The sequence below is a fragment of the Undibacterium sp. GrIS 1.2 genome, assembly GCF_040544435.1.
In the GTDB taxonomy this organism is placed as follows: Bacteria; Pseudomonadota; Gammaproteobacteria; order Burkholderiales; family Burkholderiaceae_D; genus Undibacterium.
On record NZ_JBEONP010000016.1, the window covers coordinates 34,342 to 50,943 of the forward strand.

Consider the following 16,602-nt stretch of genomic DNA (forward strand, 5'->3'; position numbering starts at 1 on the left):
CGCAACAGCGCTGATGCTATGCCTGATCCAAAGTCTAATATTAAGCCAGAAAGTAATCAGATTGCATTGCGTACCCAAGGCTTGTCCAAGGCCTGGGGCGCTTTTAAAGCGAACACCGATATTTCGCTATCATTTACTAAAGGTAGCAGGCACGCCTTAATTGGTCCGAATGGCGCTGGCAAAACAACCTTCATCAATTTGCTCACGGGGAGTATCGCGCCCTCTGGTGGACAAGTATTTTTAGACGGACAAGATATCACTAGCTTGCCGCAACATCAGCGCGTCAAGCGCGGTATGACACGGACTTTTCAGATCAATACCTTGTTTGCGGGATTGACCGTGCTGGAATCCGTCGTGCTTGTCATTTGCGAGCGTCAGGGGAATAGTCGGGTCTGGTATAAAACCGTTTCGCAACAAACCTTGGCGATAGAAGAGGCGATGGCGTTACTCAGTTCGCTCAAACTGGAGCAAGAGGCGCAGCGATTGACGGGCAGTTTGCCCTACGGGAAACAACGTTTAGTCGAGATCGCTTTAGCACTGGCCACCCAACCCAAAGTATTGTTACTGGATGAGCCGGCAGCTGGCATCCCTTCCGCAGAAAGTGCAGAGCTATTTGAAGTAATCGCTGGTTTGCCGCGCGAGGTGACGATACTTTTTATTGAGCACGATATGGGCCTTGTATTTCAATTTGCAGAACGGATTACCGTCCTGGTTGGCGGCAAAGTATTGGTTGAAGGCACTCCAGCCGAGATCGCCTCAGACCTAAGGGTAAAAGAAGTCTATCTGGGAGAAGCGCATGACTGACTTACTCACCGTAGATAAACTCACCGCTGGTTATGGCGAGTCAGTCGTGCTGGAAGATATTTCTTTCAGCCTGAAACAAGGCGATAGCCTGGCACTGCTTGGGCGTAATGGTGCAGGTAAAACCACCTTGCTTGTCAGCCTGATGGGGATCACACAACGACACGGCGGCAGCATACGGTGGCGCGGCAACGATATCAATCCTATGGCGACGCATAAGCGTGCTAATGCAGGTCTGGGCTGGGTGCCACAAGAGCGGTATATGTTTCCGTCCTTGACGGTAGAAGAGCACTTAAGTGTTGTTGCTCGTCCGGGGCCATGGAATATCAAAAAAATTTATGACATCTTTCCGCGATTGGAAGAGCGCCGTAGCAATATGGGCAATCAACTCTCTGGCGGCGAGCAGCAAATGGTCGCCATTGCCCGTGCGCTGATGACGAATCCCAGCCTGTTATTGCTGGATGAGCCGATGGAGGGATTAGCGCCGATCATCGTGCAAGATCTGGCACAAGTGATCCGCAAGCTGATCAGCGAAGAAGGCATGGCAGTCATCGTGGTAGAGCAACACGCCAAACTGGCTTTATCAATGACACAAAATGCGATGGTGTTGGAGCGTGGACGTATCGTGCATCAATCGGCTAGTGTGAGTTTGATGGCTGATACGGCTACCCTGAGTCGCTTGGTCGCGGTGTCATAAAGTAGTCGCATAAAGTAAGGGAAGATGAGGACACGAAGTCTAGATATCTGGACTTGCAAAAGATGACCTAACAGCTTGTTCAGCAGCTTGTTCAGCAGCTTGTTCAGCAGCTTGTTCAGCAGCTTGTTCAGCATCTTCTCCAATAGCGTATTCTATCGCGCTAATTTGATAGCCAAATAACCTCGGAGTGGCGGGACAGCATAGAATGCGGGTTGGCATGCTTACATCAGATTAGTGATGCCGCCAATTCGTCTATTTTATTTATATCCTGACCATTCCGTGAAAAAAAACACTACTCTGTCTTCTCTGTCGATTGCCGCATGCTTATGCGGCGCATTGATATCCATACTGGCAACGCCCATCGCGCGAGCCGCAATTAGTGTGACGGACGATCTGGGGACGACGATTACTCTGGCGCGTCCGGCGCAAAAAATCATCAGTTTGTCGCCGCATGTGACCGAGTTAGTGTTTGCTGCCGGTGCAGGTGATCATCTGATCGGCACCGTTAAATACAGCGACTATCCTGAAGCGGCAAAAGCCATCCCGCGAGTTGGCGATAATCGTCAACTCGACATCGAGCGCATCATTGCGATGAAGCCCGATTTACTCGTGGTCTGGATGCATGGTGCGTTTGAGCGTCAGTTAGAGCCGTTACGTAAATCAGGCATACCGTATTATTTTAGTGATCCGCATAAGCTGGAAGATGTTCCCGCTACCTTGCTCAAGTTGGGGACTTTATTTGGTACGGAAAAACAGGCTCAAATAGCGGCAGCGGAGTTTAGCCAGCAACTCAACCAGCTTATTGCCCACTACCAGAATAAACCGAAAGTCAGAACGTTTTACCAGGTCTGGAGTAAACCTATCTACACTCTCAATGACAAGAATATCGTCAGTGATGCGATCAGGATTTGTGGTGGCGAGAATATTTTTGGACACCTATCTGCTGCTGCCCCAGTGGTGGGATTAGAGTCAGTGATACAAGAAAACCCCGAGGTGATTTTGACGGGTGACAGCAAACTACAAGCCACTAGCGGACTGGAGCAATGGAAGGATATCAAGAACTTACTGGCAGTCAAAAACAATAATCTGATCGTGGTGGATGGCGATTTATTAAACCGTGCCGGACCAAGAATTATTGAGGGTGCCAAAGCGGTATGTGCAGCATTAGATCAGGCACGCAATCGACGCGGTACTAAGCTTGACAACAAGATTGACGATAAAGCTGACAGTAAGACAGCCCTAGTCAAGTCATCCTCCACACCATGACCGTGATGACTATGACTAAATCCTCCTACCAACGTATCGCCTGTTTATCCACCGAGGCGGTAGAAACCTTATACGCACTTGGCGCAGAAGAGTTGATCGTCGGGATTTCTGGCTATACCACCCGTCCTGCCAAAGCCAGACAAGAGAAGCCAAAAATTAGCGGATTCTCTTCTGCCAAAATAGATCGTATTCTAGCCGTGCAGCCAGATCTGGTGATTGCGTATTCCAATATGCAGGCGGATATTTGTCGGGACCTGATCGCTGCCGGGATTGAGGTACACGTCTTTAATCAACATACGGTTGCTGGGATTTTGCGCATGATTGCGGCACTTGCCAGCTTGGTTGGTAAGCAACAGCAAGGTGCAGAATTGATCGCTGATTTGCAAACACAGCTAGCGCATATTCAACAGCAAGCCGCGCACTGGACGCGCCGGCCCAAAGTGTATTTTGAAGAATGGAATGAGCCTTTAATGTCCGGTATAGGCTGGGTTTCAGAACTGATTCAGATCGCTGGTGGCGAAGATATTTTTTCTGAGTTTGCGCAACATCACAGCGCCAAACAACGCATCATTGCTGACCCCAGCGAGGTAGTGCGACGCGCGCCTGATATCATCATCGGATCGTGGTGCGGTAAAAAATTCATAGCAAAAAGTGTGACAGAGCGCGATGGCTGGCAGCAGATTCCAGCGGTACAAAATGATTTAGTAGCCGAGATAAAATCGGCCGATATCTTGTCACCGGGACCATCCGCGATTTTGTATGGCTTGCCACAGTTGCATGCGTTAATCTCTCGCTGGCAAGAAATTTGATCCATAAAAATTGAGAGTTGAGAGTTGAGAGTTGAGAGTTGAGAGTTGCGAGTTGCGAGTTGCGAGTTGAGAGTTGCGCAAAATTACGCTCATGAATCGGCTGAGAATTTACCCAAAGGTTTGACTAAAAATTTTGCTAAGCAAGCAGAAATCTAAGCTTGTACATTGTTAACTACCAAAAACGCGTATGTGTGAGTTAGCGTACAGAGCAGGCCGTATGCTTAGCGCATGATTCAGATATGGACACCAATATCATTAATCCAGTAGCGGCTTTAGCGACGACGCCAGTTGTTGCGTTGCCAATAGCGATTCAGCCTATAGACAGCACGCCCGTAAGTGCTGCGAATGTAAGCGAGGTGAATCCAGTAAAGTCGCCTGATGCTATTAGTAGCACTCAAACTGTCATTGCCCCGACGACTAATGTAGTGTCGCAGGCTGACGCTGCCGTTATTGTTGACATTTCTCCACCTGCACAATTACTGGCAGCAGCATCAACTTTGCAGCAATTAGCCGATGTGCCAGGCAATCCTAGTTTTACTGATTTACTCGCTGGTACCCAGAATTTTGTGGATAGCTTCAACAATTTGCAAATCACTGCGCCAGATGCCGGGCTAAATGCTGCCTTAGATGTACTAACAAATGCAGCAACAAATACAGCAACAAATACAGCAATAAATGCAACCCTAAACATAGCGCCCAGCACCACATCAAATGCAATTATCAACGGTGGAAATGCTCTGTCGGATTTGGCGCAGCTGGGGGTTAATTTTTCTGCCACCACGACCTCCAACACCAATGAATCACTGACCATCAATCCAGACACGCTACAAACTGCATACAACGCCAATCCTGCGGTGACATCGGATTTAGTCGCCCAGACGGCACAATCTCTGGCTAGTGCATTAACTGCTGCTACAGCAACTGCTGCTAGCGATCCCGGTACTTTTGCTGCTGGAATCAGTGCGACTCAAGTCGACACAAATACAAGTATCAATTTAAATGCCAATACAAACACGCAAAATCTTTCTAACCTTAGCCTGAATACAGGCTTGGATGCTCAATCGCTGAGTAGTTTGGCAGACGCTGCATTAAGCGCCGCCTTGCTGGAAACATCCTCTGCGGTTATCTCGACTCAGCTTACTTCGCTAGCAGAGCAGGCTGGTTTAGCGACAAATCAAACTTTGAACCCAACTTTAAATCCATCACAATCACAACTTCAATTGCAGTTTAATGCAGATATTGAGTCGCTTACCGTTCCGCCAAATTCGGCCACTGCTAACCCTGCGAATCTAACCTCGGCGAGCAGTAGTTCTGTTACTAATCCAATCGCTACTCCAATTACTAATCCAGTAGTTTTGCTGCAGCAAGCACCGTTAGCAAGCACGACTAATGCTGCTTTGACTGAGGATGTGAATGCCACGCCCTTGACTACTCAATCGCAATTAAATCTGTTGTTTCAAAATCCAGCGCTACTACCGCAAAACAATCCCGCATTAGCTGCGGCAATTGCTGCTTACCATGTCAAAGATAGCGTCACCGGATCTATCATCGACATTGATACGGCGAAAGAAGAAGATATCGTCAACGATGTAGAGCCAGTCACAAAGGTAGATCCCATCACGGATGATTTACACCGACGCACTTAAACTTCTTCATTTCATTTAAATTCACTAAGCTTCTTTTTTAGTTCGCTTCAACGCCATACCCACAGAACGCGGTGCGGTCTGTACAAAGCCAAATTGCGCATACAACTCTTGTGCTTTGCCGTCAGCAATTAAGCTGATGTAAGCACTGTCAGGCGCGTTCATTTCTAAATAGGCGACAATCCCCTGCATGATGCGCTTACCTAAACCTTTGCCTTGATGCGAGGGCAGCACGGCGATATCAACTATCTGATAAAAACAACCGCCATCACCAATGACACGTCCCATGCCAACCGCTTGATCGTTAAACATAATTTGAACCGCAAATAAGCTATTCGGCAAACCTCTGCTGGCGGCCTCGGTCGTTTTTCCGCTTAATCCTGCACCTGATCGCAAGGCTTGATAGACCTCAATCGAAGGGATCAGATTGCTGATCGTGTACGCGCTTGCGTGCTGATCAAGCTGATTTGTTTTGTTCATGACGTTAAATACTTTCTCAAAATGAAGGGCAATAAACTATACAGACAAGCCTAAAGCATATAAAAAATCAATATACTCCCCGATATATTTTAAGTTTTACGCTCATTGACCAGTGAATGATTGGACGTCTAATATATACTAATCCCAGTATATTATTATCTCTCATAACACATTCTATGAAAATCACCACCTTAATGGTGCAAGGCACCACCTCGGACGCGGGTAAAAGCACCGTAGTCGCCGCCTTATGTCGTCTGCTGAAAAGACAAGGTGTAGCAGTCGTACCGATGAAGCCGCAGAACATGGCCTTAAATAGTGCTGTGACAATTGACGGTGGCGAGATCGGTCGGGCGCAGGCATTGCAAGCGATCGCCGCGGGCTTGCCGGCACACACAGACATGAACCCTGTTTTGCTCAAGCCGTCTTCCGATACCGGAGCACAAATTATCATCCACGGCAAAGTACGCGCCGACATGAATGCACGTGATTACGATCAGTATAAAACTATCGCCATGCAAGCCGTGCTGCAATCCTATGGCCGGCTGCAACAGCAATACGACAACATCATTGTGGAAGGCGCAGGCAGTCCGGCGGAAATCAATTTACGTGCGCGTGACATCGCCAATATGGGGTTTGCTGAAGCAGTTGACTGTCCTGTGATTTTGGTGGCTGACATTGATCGTGGCGGCGTGTTTGCCCACTTCCTCGGCACGCTGGCCTGTTTGTCAGAGTCAGAGCAAAACCGTATCGTTGGCTTTGTGATTAATCGTTTTCGCGGCGATATCAGTCTGTTGGAACCGGGCTTGACATGGCTGGAAGAAAAAACCGGCAAGCCTGTGCTGGCAGTGCTGCCGTATTTGCACGGACTAATGCTGGATGCAGAAGATGCGATCCAGTCTAGCCAGCAAGGTGCAGGCAAATTCCGCATTATCGTACCGGCGATACCGCGTATTTCTAACCATACCGATTTTGATGCACTGCGCGCGCATCCCGAGGTTGATTTGCAATTTATCGGCCCCGGCATGGCGATCCCGCCTGCCGATCTGATTATTCTGCCAGGCAGTAAAAATACCCGCGCTGATCTGGCTTTTTTGCTAGAGCAAGGCTGGCAGCCTGTGTTGGAAAAACACTTGCGCTATGGCGGCAAAATTATCGGCATTTGCGGCGGTTATCAAATGTTAGGTCATGTCGTCAGCGATCCGCATGGGGTAGAAGGCATCGCTGGGGATTCTGACGGTTTAGGCCTGCTCGATATCAGCACCGAACTGACCAAAGACAAACGTCTGCAACAAGTTACTGGTCGCTGCTTGTTTGGTAACCAGAATGGAAATTCGATTGAAAACCAGGCAGCCAAAGTCAGCGGTTATGAAATCCATATGGGCATCACCTACGCCAGCAATGATACCCAGCCGGTGTTCGTATTAGATAACGACAGCGCAGAATTAGAGGGCAGCCGCTCACCAGATGATCAGATTCTGGGTTCTTATCTGCACGGCTTATTCGATCACCCAGAAGCTTGCGCTGCATTACTTGCGTGGGCAGGATTAAAGACCGAAGTCACGGTCGATCTGGCCGCATTGCGCGAACAAAGCATCGACCGCGTCGCTGATGCTTGCGTGCCGTTGTTGGCGGCTTTGCAAGCGTTACCAACACGCCTTAGCCAAAACTAAGAAAAGCTATCCATATCGATTGGAACTTCATTGGCCTGGTGCGGTCATATCGCAGTTATATTCGCTTACAAGTTTTAAGATGAAATTTTCTTGTTATATTTGGCTGATATAGTCCAGCCGCTTGATTGAGACTTCATTTTGTCTCTTTTAGCCGGTATCTGATTTTGTGCTCGTTGCCCATTATTGGTTGAACTTGCTTCGACAGAGAACGCATTACCAGCTTAAATCAGCCCTATCAAAAATTACATTCACTACTAACCACTATGTCCTTTAATCTGCTGCCGTTCCGCCTCGCCTTACTTCCTTTCGCGATTTTGCTTGCCTATAATTCTGGCGCTCAAGCGCAGCAATTAACGCCGCTGCAATCAGCTCCGCTACAAGCTGACCCGCAAAAGCCGTCAAGTCCGCCATCGGTATCACCTGCGCCAGCAGTCGTACCAACCACCCCCGGCAAAGAACAAATCCAAAAAGTCGAAGTCAGCGGTGCCAAAGGTTACGACGAGCGTCGCCAGGATACTGCAACCAAAATCGTGGTCACACAGGAGGACATTATTCGCTACGGTGATTCAACCGTGGCTGATGTGCTGAAGCGTCTGCCCGGTATTACGATCGGTGGTGTGCAGGGACGTGGAGGCGAGATACGCATGCGTGGTCTGGGTTCTGGCTACAACCAAATTTTGCTGAATGGTGAACCTAGCCCGCCGGGATTTTCTTTAGATTCAATCTCACCTGACCTGATCGAACGGATAGAAATAATCCGTGCCGCCACTGCCGAGTACAGCACGCAAGCCATTGCTGGTGCGATCAATATCGTATTGAAGCGCAGCGTACAAACTGCACAGAGTGAACTCAAAATAGGCGGGCAGGAAGATGGGGGTAAGTACGGTGTCAACGCCAACTGGCAAGTGTCGGACAAAGCGGGAAAAATGTCGTACTCGATTTCAGGATCGTTCAATCACGGCCAATATGACAGGCCATCCTGGATGGATGAACTTGGTACAGACGCGAGCGGAAATATCAATTTACGGCGTCGCACGTATAGCGACAATTCGGGTACCTACAACGGTATAGGCTTGTCACCACGGGTTAATTTTAATCTGGAGAATGGCGATACCGTGACGACACAAAGTTTCGTCAACGCTAACCGTTTTTCTGGAAATAGCACCGACAGTTCGGTAACGAGTTTGGGCGTTTTGCCGAATTACGTCAGTGATCGAACTCAGATCCAATCTGAGTTCGCGATGCTTAGAACCAATCTGAACTGGATACACAAAATGGCGGATAGCGCCAAGCTGGATTTTAAGCTTGGCTTTAACTATAACAAGCGTAGTTCGGATGTGAACACGCAAGGCTATGACATCAATCAGTCAGAAATACTAGATAGAAAAAATCAAACTAGCGCAAGCGACAAAGGTTTGACTTGGGGCGGTAAATATACCGCGCCTTTTATGACTGATCATGCCTTAGCTATTGGTTGGGATGGCGCCTATAGCAAGCGAAACGAAGCTCGGACGATACATGACATCACTACCAATGGAGTGACGCCACTTAACTTGAATGAAGTGTTTGATGCCAGCGTTAACCGCATCGCCGTATTTGCGCAAGATGAGTGGAATGTCACCAAACGCTGGTCAGTCTATGCAGGCCTGCGCTGGGAAGGGATCGATACCAAGAGCACGGGCAACACCTATGCCGAAGTCAATAATCGTTCCAGCGTTTTTAGCCCGATTCTGCAAACATTATGGAAACTGCCTGACAGCAAAAATGACCAGGTACGCCTTGGTCTGACACGCACTTACAAAGCGCAGGATACCAGCAGTCTGATTCCGCGCCGTTATATTTCAGAAAACAATAGTCCAACCAGTCCTGACAGCATCGGCAACCCTAATCTAAAACCAGAATTGGCGTGGGGACTGGATGCTGCGTTTGAGCATTATCTGACCGACGGTGGCTTGATGAGTGTGAGTGTATTTATGCGCAGAATTGACGACATCACCCGCACCCAACTATCTAACGTCAACGGTATCTGGACCAATATGCCTATCAATGATGGGCAAGCCACTACCCGTGGCATTGAGATGGAAGCCAAGTTCCCATTACGTTCAGTGATGAAGGACGCGCCTGCAATCGACTTTCGTTCCAACCTATCGTTTAACTGGTCTAATCTGGAAACAGTGCCCGGTCCAAACAATCGTCTCGATTCGCAAACACCGATCAGCGCCAACGTCGGCTTAGATTACAAGCTGGATAAAATACCGTTGACCATCGGCGGCAATCTAAGTTTTCAAGACGGCGGCCCAGTACGTTTGTCTGCCAACAAAACCAGCTACTCAGTACCAAAGCGCGGTTTAGATTTATACGGATTATGGAAATTTAATCCAAAAACCAATCTGCGCGTCTCGCTAGCAAATGCGCTACATCAAGACAATATTAATGCTTCAAGTTACGCAGACACCTTTGGTTCTTTGACACAAACTACGACGACACCGACAACGGTAGCAGTGCGTGCTTTGTTGGAAATGAAGATGTGAGATTGATATGGGCTACACATTTTAATAACTTAGCGCAGGCAAGATATTTCGATAGGATGTCTTGCCATTTAGTCAGCGTAGGGTGCATTCCACGCACCACATTGAAAAAATACTCCTAATGGGTATATATTAGATGTCCATGTATTACTTGATTCAGAGCGCAATTTCAATCATTAATATGGGGAGTATATGCATAAGTGCAAGTATTCTGAGGTGAGCATACTTGGGTTTTGTCGCTGTTGCGGTGCGTTAAACGTACCCTGCATGTATTGAAAATGCGAAAATCACACTGCCTTTTTCGCACATTTATTTTGCTGACCCCAGTCCGCTAAGTCTATTTAAGACCCAGTTACATCCAGTCGTTTCTCGCCAAACACAAACGAGCCAGATTGGATTTTCCCGTTCTTTACTTCATAAATAGCGACCAGCCTGATCGTGCCTGTGCCCTCTGGAAAAGTACGTGTCACTTCTTCATGGTCGATCACTATATTTTCCATCACCGTGCGGTTTAGCAGTTTGGCGTGCAAATTGGGTTCTTGAAATCGGATGGTGGCGCGCGCTTTGATTTCTGCTTTGCCACTGGCGACCAAGGTCGCAGGATGTTCAAACTGTTTGCCGTCATCTGCATAGGTTGCTACCCAGGCATCCAGGTCGCGGGCGTTATAGGCATCTAATTGTTGCTGTACTACGGCTTCGGGCGAGAGGATATTTGTCATTACTTTTCCTTATCGGTTTTTTGCTGCATTAGCTTGTTGCGAAAATACCTGGCTTGTCGAATAAATTTGATTTGATTTGTTCCGTCAATTTCCAGGCTATCTGGATTAGTGCTTTATGTCACCGCTACGATCATAGATAATGCTGTGCAATGACGCAATTCGCCTTTTGAGAAATGTCCCTATGAACATGAACGACCCTATCCCGTTATTGGGTTTTAGTACCACCGCATTGGAGTTGATTTCCTTTGCGTTGTCGGTGCTGACTGTTGCATTGAATATCAAGCAAATTCATTGGGCATGGTTGTTTTCTATTCTGGCTTCTGGATTATATGGCCTAGTCTTTTTTGACGCTAAATTGTATGGCGATATGGGTTTGCAGCTGGTATTTATTCTTGTGTCTTTGTGGGGGTGGTGGCTATGGTTACGCGGTAGTTCGGCAGGCGATACGTCGACGACTTTGGTCGTATCTGGGCTATCGTCAATGCAGCGTATGTGGTCGATCTTGGCGTGGCTGATCGGCTTCGGTGTATTAGCGTGGTTTTTAAAATCATTTACTGATACCGATGTGCCGTATGCCGATGGCTTTTTGACGGCGGGTAGTCTATTGGGACAATTGTTGTTATCGCGTAAAAAACGCGAAAACTGGCACGTCTGGATCATCGTCGATATTTTGTATGTCGGCCTTTACGTGCATAAGGGGTTGATGTTGACTGCGATTTTGTATTCTATTTTTGTAGTGATGGCGGTCGCTGGCTTACGCGCCTGGAGTAAAAAATAATGACGAGTCAGACGGACAAAAATTCAATCAATCGAGTTGCGATATTAGGCGCCGAGTCTTCGGGTAAATCAGCGCTTGCTGAGGCATTGGCGGCGCATTACAAAACGGTATGGGTTCCAGAATATTTACGCGAGTTTGTCGAGACGCAGCAACGCGTGCCGAAAGAAGCAGAACAAATTCTGATCGCTCGTACTCAGGTCGAGCGCGAGAATAAACTCGCTCAACAAGCCCATCAGTGGTTATTTTGCGATACCTCGCCGCTGATGACCGCTTTGTATAGTCGCCATTATTTTGGTGAAGCTGACGCTGATCTGGCCGCTTTAGAAGCGCAGCATCAATATGATTTTACGATAGTGACTGCACCGGATTTTCCGTGGACTGCCGATGGCTTGCAGCGCGAATCAGCGGCAGTAAGGCAGCGAGTGCATGAAGAATTGCTGGACTTATTGGATGAGCGGGAAATGCCGTTCTTGCTGGTAGGCGGGAGTTTGAAAGAACGGGTAGAACAAGTCAGTTTCGCGTTGTCATTCCTGATGAGTTGATAGTTGAAAAGTGTATCCGTCATCAATTCAAATCTAAATGGAAAATATCGGTTGAAAAAAGAGCGACTCATTTAAAAATGAGCCGCTCTTTTTTATTTTAAACAGCTTGTATGCTGTATTTAAAATCAAATTTTAAAAATCAAATTGTGCAGATACTTTATACGTTCTTGGTGCGCCTGGCAGTAAGTAGCCACCTAAGGATTGCGTCACGTCACGCCAGTAAAATTTATCGCCGACGTTGTCGACATTGAACCGTAAAGTCGTCACGACAGTAGCCACTTTGGTGACATAACGTGCACCCAGATTAAAGACTTGATAGCCTGGAACGATGACGCTGTTATCCGGTTGAAACACCTTGTTACCAGAATAATCCCAACTGCCGTTGATGTTGAGTCCAGGTATGCTGGCAATCGCATAGTCTGCATACACCACAGATTTTAACTCTGGTACATTGGTGACACGCTTATCATCTAATCCTGCAATGCCGGTATCGTATTGGTGCGCCGCCAATGCAGTGACGCTGGCACCTAACATCAAGGCTGGAGTGATACGACCTTGGGCGGATACTTCCAGTCCATTATGGATTGCGTGGCCGTTACTGACGTAGACATTATCCGAGTTGGTATATTCCAGCGATTTAGTGATGTGGAAGACGGCGGCAGTGATACTAATATCTTGTGCCACATCTGCTTTAAGACCAAATTCAACTTGCTTAGATTTACTCGGATTAAGCATCTGGTTGACGTTGTTGGTACCGAACGGGGCGATGCCGCCATGCTCTAAACCTTCTGTGTACGATCCGTACAGCGTCCAGGATTTTTGTGGTTTAAAAAGTAGCGCAACGCTTGGCAATTCGTAGTTACGATCGTAACCCGGCGCATCGATTTGCTGACGCTTGATCGCTACGTGACGTATACCGATATCCAATTTGACGGTATCGGTCAGATCAATAATATCCTGCGCAAACAGGGACCATTCTTTATCCGTTCTGCGCAACAGAACCGGGCCGGTTGTGTTGGTCGTTTGCGGTACGACGATAGGTTGAAACACATTGCTAGTGCCCACTAAATCGTAGACATAGTCACCAAAGCGATCACGGCGCTGGAAGGTCGAAAATCCCACTGCGACTGTGTTTTGCAAACCGCCTAACCGGAATTTGCCATTTAAAATTCCCTGCGTTGCCACTGGCGATTTTGATTCTCCTACGCTTTGATAGTCATAGACATCGTAGTCACCATTCGCGCAATAACCTGGGAATAAGTTTGCGGACGAACAGCCGTAAGGGAATGCGGTGTAATCATCGCGTTTGAATTCATGACGGTTGGCTGAGAACGAGGCGCGCCAGTCGTCATTGAATTGATATTCGAACCGTAAGCCGATATTGCTATCACGGGTACTGACCGGCTTTGCCCATGGTTGATTGTTCAGCATTGTGTCTGCGCTGACATTGCGAGGCAGATCTGTTCCATTAAATAGTTGAAATCCTGGGACAGTTAACTGGGATTTTTTCTGATAATCCATATCCAGCTGCAATAATGCTTTTGGTGTGATGTGCCAGTCAAAAGCACCGGAGATAAATTGTCTGTCTCCATCTGCACCTTTTACATAGGAGCGTAATTTTTCTGTCGCAGCATTAATGCGATAACCAAATTGCTGATCATCGGATTGACCGCCTAAATCTAGCGAACCGTATAGCGTGCCGCGCTCACTGGCGGCGACCGTCACTGAACGTAATGGCGTAGTGGTTGGGCGCTTTGTGACATAGTTCACGATACCGCCGGGGGTAGCAAAGCCTGCCTGAAATCCGGCTAATCCTTTGAGTATTTCTATGCGCTCTTTATTTTCCAAAGGGATAGATGCATCGCCTGGTATGGCTAATCCATCTTTGCGGTAACTGCTGGTGTTATCCAGCGCAAAACCACGGATAGAAAATTGTTCAGAGTAGCCAACCGCGTTATAAGCGTCGTTGACACTGGCATCAAATTTCATCGCATCGCTACTGGTACGGATGCTTAAATCTTGTAATTGTTGTTGAGTGAAGACGGTAATCGATGCTGGCGTATCTGATAATTTTGCATCGGCAAAGCCGCCGATTTTTGCCACATCATTTTTATTGCTATCCGTTTTATTAGCGCGAATGACGACTTCTGGCAGCGCTTTATCTGCGCTCTGCGCGTGGGCAGCAGAGATCGTAAAAGCCTGAGCAATTGCCAAGACCATCGTCAGCGGAATCAAGCGGCTTTGAACACCTGATAACGAATGAGCTGATGACTTGCGTGAAGTCGCTTGTGAAGTAACTTTTGAAACACGTTGTGTAATACAGATGGGTGGTGCGATTGTCATAGTTTGCTCTTTTTTTATCGCAAGCGCGGGAGCAAACAAAGAGACTGATAGAGACTTTGCGCTTCCCTACGCTGGCATTATCCAGATCAGGTTCAAGGGTATTTCTCACCTGCAGACAAGAATAAAAACAAACTTTATCTTTGACGCAGGACCCCTAGCGAAGCGCGTACTTTACCATAAACTACGATTGGCCTATTTCTTTGGGCTCCTTTAGCCTTCTTTAGCAACTCTATTGGTAATTAAAACCTGGATTATTGGCGTCTGAAGGAGTGACGTATTCCCTCTGCAGAATACACCGCTAGCGCAGCCCAGATCGCCATAAATCCGATTAGTCTTTCGCCGCTAAATGGCTCATGATACAAAATGACGCCTAATATCAGTTGGATTGATGGCGCAATATATTGCAGCAATCCCAGCGTCGCCATAGGGATCAGGCGAGCACCGGCAGCAAACATTAGTAAGGGAATTGCAGTGATCGGGCCAGCTGCCAGCAGTAATAATTGGGTTGTGCCAGATCCGCTGATGAAGGCATTATGACCTTGCACTGTTAAGTAAGTCAGATAAGCAAAAGCAAACGGGAACAGCAAAAAGGTTTCTAGCGACAAGCCCTCTAGCGCGCCAAGCGCGGCTGTTTTACGCAATAAACCATACACGCCAAAGCTGATGGCGAGAGACAATCCAATGATGGGAGGATGACCGGTTTGCCAGGTCAGCCAGATCACACCGCAGGCTGCCAGGCCTATGGCAAACCATTGTGCTGACCGCAAGCGCTCACGCAAGATAGCGTAACCGAGCAGGACATTGACCAGCGGCGTCATAAAATATCCCAAACTGGCATCGACGATATGATCGTTATTGATCGCCCAGATGTAGATCAGCCAATTGACTGACAACAGGGTCGCGCTGGCGACAAATCCGACGATCAGCTTTGGTTGACGCAGCACATCGCGTACCCAAGACCATTGACTACGCCATGCCAGTACCACCATCAAAAATAGCAGTGACCACAACATGCGATGTAACAAAATTTCTAGTGCAGGTATCCCGTGCAGAGCTTTGAAATAAATTGGAAATAAGCCCCAGACGATATAAGCGGAAGCTGCGTAGAGTATGCCTTTGCGCATGGGAGGACAATCAAAAAATAGAATACGGGATTGGATGCCTTATTTTTAGAATGATATTGATGGCATCGGTGAGGGCGCATTATCGCAGCAATCGATTATTCGTGTTGCCTTGCGGGCACTTCATTCAATAGCTATGGTTAATAGCTATTGTTTTTTCTGAAGACTGTCCCATCTGAAGGTATGAGTTGATTCCAGCTCGTACTTATGTTTGCTATCAAGCTGCATAGATTTTATCAAGATGGCAACGGTCTAAATAACCAGAGATAACACGGTATCGTTACTGTGTTTTCATTCAGAATTGCAGGTAATCAATGTCCTCCGCTTTACCACTAATGCTTGTATTATCCAGCATCGTAATCACGGTCGGACTGATTGTGTGGTTGCCTGATGTGCTGTTGAAGCGCGCTTTGCAAAAGCCATTCCCTGGTCACTACTCCAAAATACTGCGTAAAAATATCCCGGTGTATTCCAGAATGCCAGCGGAGCTGCAATTACAGTTAAAGCGATTGATCAAACAGTTTTTATATCAAAAGAAATTTATTGCTTGCGATGATTTACAGATGACGGATGAGATCAAAGTCACGATCGCTGCCAGAGCGTGCATGTTGCTCCTTAATCGTCCAAGCACAGTTTACCCAGCCTTAAAAACCATCCTGGTTTATCCCAGTGCTTTTATGAAGCCGCATATCCAAACTAGCCTAGGTGGTGTAGTCACTCATGCTAACCAAACTTTGTCGGGAGAATCCTGGAGTGATGGCAGGGTGATCCTGGCATGGGATCATGTGCAGCGCAGCGATGGTACGCAAATCGCAGGGCACGATGTAGTCTTGCATGAGTTTGCGCATCAGCTCGATAGCGAAACCGGCAGCACCAACGGTGCACCGGCCTTGATGAGTAAGGCGCGTTATCAACGTTGGTCTAGTATCTTGTCCCAAGAGTTTGATGTATTGCAGCGCGCAGCGGAGCTAGGTGAAGAAACGGTGATGGATCATTATGGCGCGACCAATCCGGCAGAATTTTTTGCGGTCGGGACAGAGACGTTTTTTGAGAAAACCTGGGAGATGGCGAGATATCATCCCGCGCTATTTGAGCAATTCCGCGCGTATTATCAGGTTGATCCACGCGACTGGAATTAATAGCTTAATTTTATGCTGAGTGTTGTAATCCGTTCTAGCTTCTGATTCGATCAAAAGGGCGTATTT

General features: G+C 47.5%; 15 protein-coding genes and 1 riboswitch. Of the genes, 10 read left to right on the forward strand and 5 right to left on the reverse strand.

What is annotated here, in order from left to right; genetic code table 11:
* Positions 1-18 precede the first annotated feature (18 nt).
* The gene (locus AAKU61_RS09020; protein WP_354331599.1) at positions 19-804 is read left to right on the forward strand and encodes an ABC transporter ATP-binding protein; all 786 of its coding nucleotides are present in this window, start codon (positions 19-21) and stop codon (positions 802-804) included.
* Positions 797-1,498: an ABC transporter ATP-binding protein gene (locus AAKU61_RS09025; protein WP_354331508.1), complete on the forward strand. Its 702-nt coding sequence runs from the start codon at positions 797-799 to the stop codon at positions 1,496-1,498. Before AAKU61_RS09020 ends, AAKU61_RS09025 begins: the two co-directional genes overlap by 8 nt.
* 39 nt (positions 1,499-1,537) lie before the next feature.
* Here AAKU61_RS09025 and AAKU61_RS09030 read toward each other — a convergent pair whose 3' ends face one another.
* Positions 1,538-1,717: a hypothetical protein gene (locus tag AAKU61_RS09030; RefSeq protein WP_354331510.1), complete on the reverse strand. Its 180-nt coding sequence runs from the start codon at positions 1,715-1,717 to the stop codon at positions 1,538-1,540.
* A gap of 60 nt (positions 1,718-1,777) precedes the next feature.
* On the opposite strand from AAKU61_RS09030, the gene AAKU61_RS09035 reads away from it, so the two are divergent.
* The 3 genes from AAKU61_RS09035 (at position 1,778) to AAKU61_RS09045 (ending at position 5,219) form a co-directional block, all read left to right on the forward strand.
* The gene (locus AAKU61_RS09035) at positions 1,778-2,764 is read left to right on the forward strand and encodes a cobalamin-binding protein (RefSeq protein ID WP_354331512.1); all 987 of its coding nucleotides are present in this window, start codon (positions 1,778-1,780) and stop codon (positions 2,762-2,764) included.
* Positions 2,761-3,573, forward strand: coding sequence for a cobalamin-binding protein (locus tag AAKU61_RS09040; RefSeq protein ID WP_354331514.1), 813 nt, complete (start codon positions 2,761-2,763; stop codon positions 3,571-3,573). Before AAKU61_RS09035 ends, AAKU61_RS09040 begins: the two co-directional genes overlap by 4 nt.
* 239 nt (positions 3,574-3,812) lie before the next feature.
* Positions 3,813-5,219, forward strand: a complete 1,407-nt coding sequence (locus tag AAKU61_RS09045; protein ID WP_354331515.1) for a hypothetical protein — start codon at positions 3,813-3,815, stop codon at positions 5,217-5,219.
* A 24-nt stretch (positions 5,220-5,243) separates the two neighbouring features.
* Here the strand turns inward: AAKU61_RS09045 and AAKU61_RS09050 are convergent, their stop codons facing one another.
* The gene (locus AAKU61_RS09050) at positions 5,244-5,696 is read right to left on the reverse strand and encodes a GNAT family N-acetyltransferase (RefSeq protein WP_354331517.1); all 453 of its coding nucleotides are present in this window, start codon (positions 5,694-5,696) and stop codon (positions 5,244-5,246) included.
* Between the two features lie 194 nt (positions 5,697-5,890).
* Here AAKU61_RS09050 and AAKU61_RS09055 point away from each other — a divergent pair, with 194 nt between their 5' ends.
* Together AAKU61_RS09055 and AAKU61_RS09060 are read left to right on the forward strand one after the other, a co-directional pair.
* Positions 5,891-7,366 carry a cobyric acid synthase gene (locus tag AAKU61_RS09055; RefSeq protein WP_354331601.1) on the forward strand — a complete coding sequence of 492 codons (1,476 nt, stop codon included), beginning with the start codon at positions 5,891-5,893 and terminating at the stop codon, positions 7,364-7,366.
* 263 nt (positions 7,367-7,629) lie between these two features.
* On the forward strand, positions 7,630-9,897 hold the full coding sequence (locus AAKU61_RS09060; protein ID WP_354331519.1) for a TonB-dependent receptor plug domain-containing protein: 2,268 nt from the start codon (positions 7,630-7,632) through the stop codon (positions 9,895-9,897).
* A 338-nt stretch (positions 9,898-10,235) separates the two neighbouring features.
* Here the strand turns inward: AAKU61_RS09060 and AAKU61_RS09065 are convergent, their stop codons facing one another.
* Entirely contained in the window at positions 10,236-10,613 is a 378-nt protein-coding gene (locus AAKU61_RS09065; RefSeq protein WP_354331521.1) for a nuclear transport factor 2 family protein, read from the reverse strand.
* A 187-nt stretch (positions 10,614-10,800) separates the two neighbouring features.
* Here AAKU61_RS09065 and pnuC point away from each other — a divergent pair, with 187 nt between their 5' ends.
* Entirely contained in the window at positions 10,801-11,391 is a 591-nt protein-coding gene (gene pnuC / locus AAKU61_RS09070; RefSeq protein WP_354331523.1) for a nicotinamide riboside transporter PnuC, read from the forward strand.
* A complete protein-coding gene (locus AAKU61_RS09075) occupies positions 11,391-11,933 on the forward strand; it encodes an AAA family ATPase (RefSeq protein WP_354331525.1) in 543 nt (180 codons plus the stop codon). Before pnuC ends, AAKU61_RS09075 begins: the two co-directional genes overlap by 1 nt.
* A 132-nt stretch (positions 11,934-12,065) precedes the next feature.
* On the opposite strand, the gene AAKU61_RS09080 is transcribed toward AAKU61_RS09075, so the two are convergent.
* The gene (locus AAKU61_RS09080) at positions 12,066-14,276 is read right to left on the reverse strand and encodes a TonB-dependent siderophore receptor (RefSeq protein ID WP_354331527.1); all 2,211 of its coding nucleotides are present in this window, start codon (positions 14,274-14,276) and stop codon (positions 12,066-12,068) included.
* Positions 14,277-14,322: 46 nt separating this feature from the next.
* Positions 14,323-14,442, reverse strand: a riboswitch (TPP riboswitch).
* Between the two features lie 85 nt (positions 14,443-14,527).
* On the reverse strand, positions 14,528-15,400 hold the full coding sequence (rarD, locus tag AAKU61_RS09085; RefSeq protein WP_354331529.1) for an EamA family transporter RarD: 873 nt from the start codon (positions 15,398-15,400) through the stop codon (positions 14,528-14,530).
* A 311-nt stretch (positions 15,401-15,711) separates the two neighbouring features.
* On the opposite strand from rarD, the gene AAKU61_RS09090 reads away from it, so the two are divergent.
* Complete coding sequence (locus AAKU61_RS09090) at positions 15,712-16,536, forward strand: M90 family metallopeptidase (RefSeq protein ID WP_354331531.1); 825 nt, start codon at positions 15,712-15,714, stop codon at positions 16,534-16,536.
* Positions 16,537-16,602: the final 66 nt, after the last annotated feature.

Bases quoted from the DNA above. Each gene is read 5' to 3' on its own strand.
- pnuC (WP_354331523.1), top strand. From the start codon at position 10,801: ATGAACGACCCTATCCCGTTATTGGGTTTTAGTACCACCGCATTGGAG.
- AAKU61_RS09030 (WP_354331510.1), bottom strand. From the start codon at position 1,717: ATGCCAACCCGCATTCTATGCTGTCCCGCCACTCCGAGGTTATTTGGC.
- AAKU61_RS09055 (WP_354331601.1), top strand. From the start codon at position 5,891: ATGGTGCAAGGCACCACCTCGGACGCGGGTAAAAGCACCGTAGTCGCC.
- rarD (WP_354331529.1), bottom strand. From the start codon at position 15,400: ATGCGCAAAGGCATACTCTACGCAGCTTCCGCTTATATCGTCTGGGGC.
- AAKU61_RS09025 (WP_354331508.1), top strand. From the start codon at position 797: ATGACTGACTTACTCACCGTAGATAAACTCACCGCTGGTTATGGCGAG.
- AAKU61_RS09020 (WP_354331599.1), top strand. From the start codon at position 19: ATGCCTGATCCAAAGTCTAATATTAAGCCAGAAAGTAATCAGATTGCA.
- AAKU61_RS09065 (WP_354331521.1), bottom strand. From the start codon at position 10,613: ATGACAAATATCCTCTCGCCCGAAGCCGTAGTACAGCAACAATTAGAT.
- AAKU61_RS09045 (WP_354331515.1), top strand. From the start codon at position 3,813: ATGGACACCAATATCATTAATCCAGTAGCGGCTTTAGCGACGACGCCA.
- AAKU61_RS09080 (WP_354331527.1), bottom strand. From the start codon at position 14,276: ATGACAATCGCACCACCCATCTGTATTACACAACGTGTTTCAAAAGTT.
- AAKU61_RS09040 (WP_354331514.1), top strand. From the start codon at position 2,761: ATGACCGTGATGACTATGACTAAATCCTCCTACCAACGTATCGCCTGT.
- AAKU61_RS09050 (WP_354331517.1), bottom strand. From the start codon at position 5,696: ATGAACAAAACAAATCAGCTTGATCAGCACGCAAGCGCGTACACGATC.
- AAKU61_RS09090 (WP_354331531.1), top strand. From the start codon at position 15,712: ATGTCCTCCGCTTTACCACTAATGCTTGTATTATCCAGCATCGTAATC.
- AAKU61_RS09075 (WP_354331525.1), top strand. From the start codon at position 11,391: ATGACGAGTCAGACGGACAAAAATTCAATCAATCGAGTTGCGATATTA.
- AAKU61_RS09060 (WP_354331519.1), top strand. From the start codon at position 7,630: ATGTCCTTTAATCTGCTGCCGTTCCGCCTCGCCTTACTTCCTTTCGCG.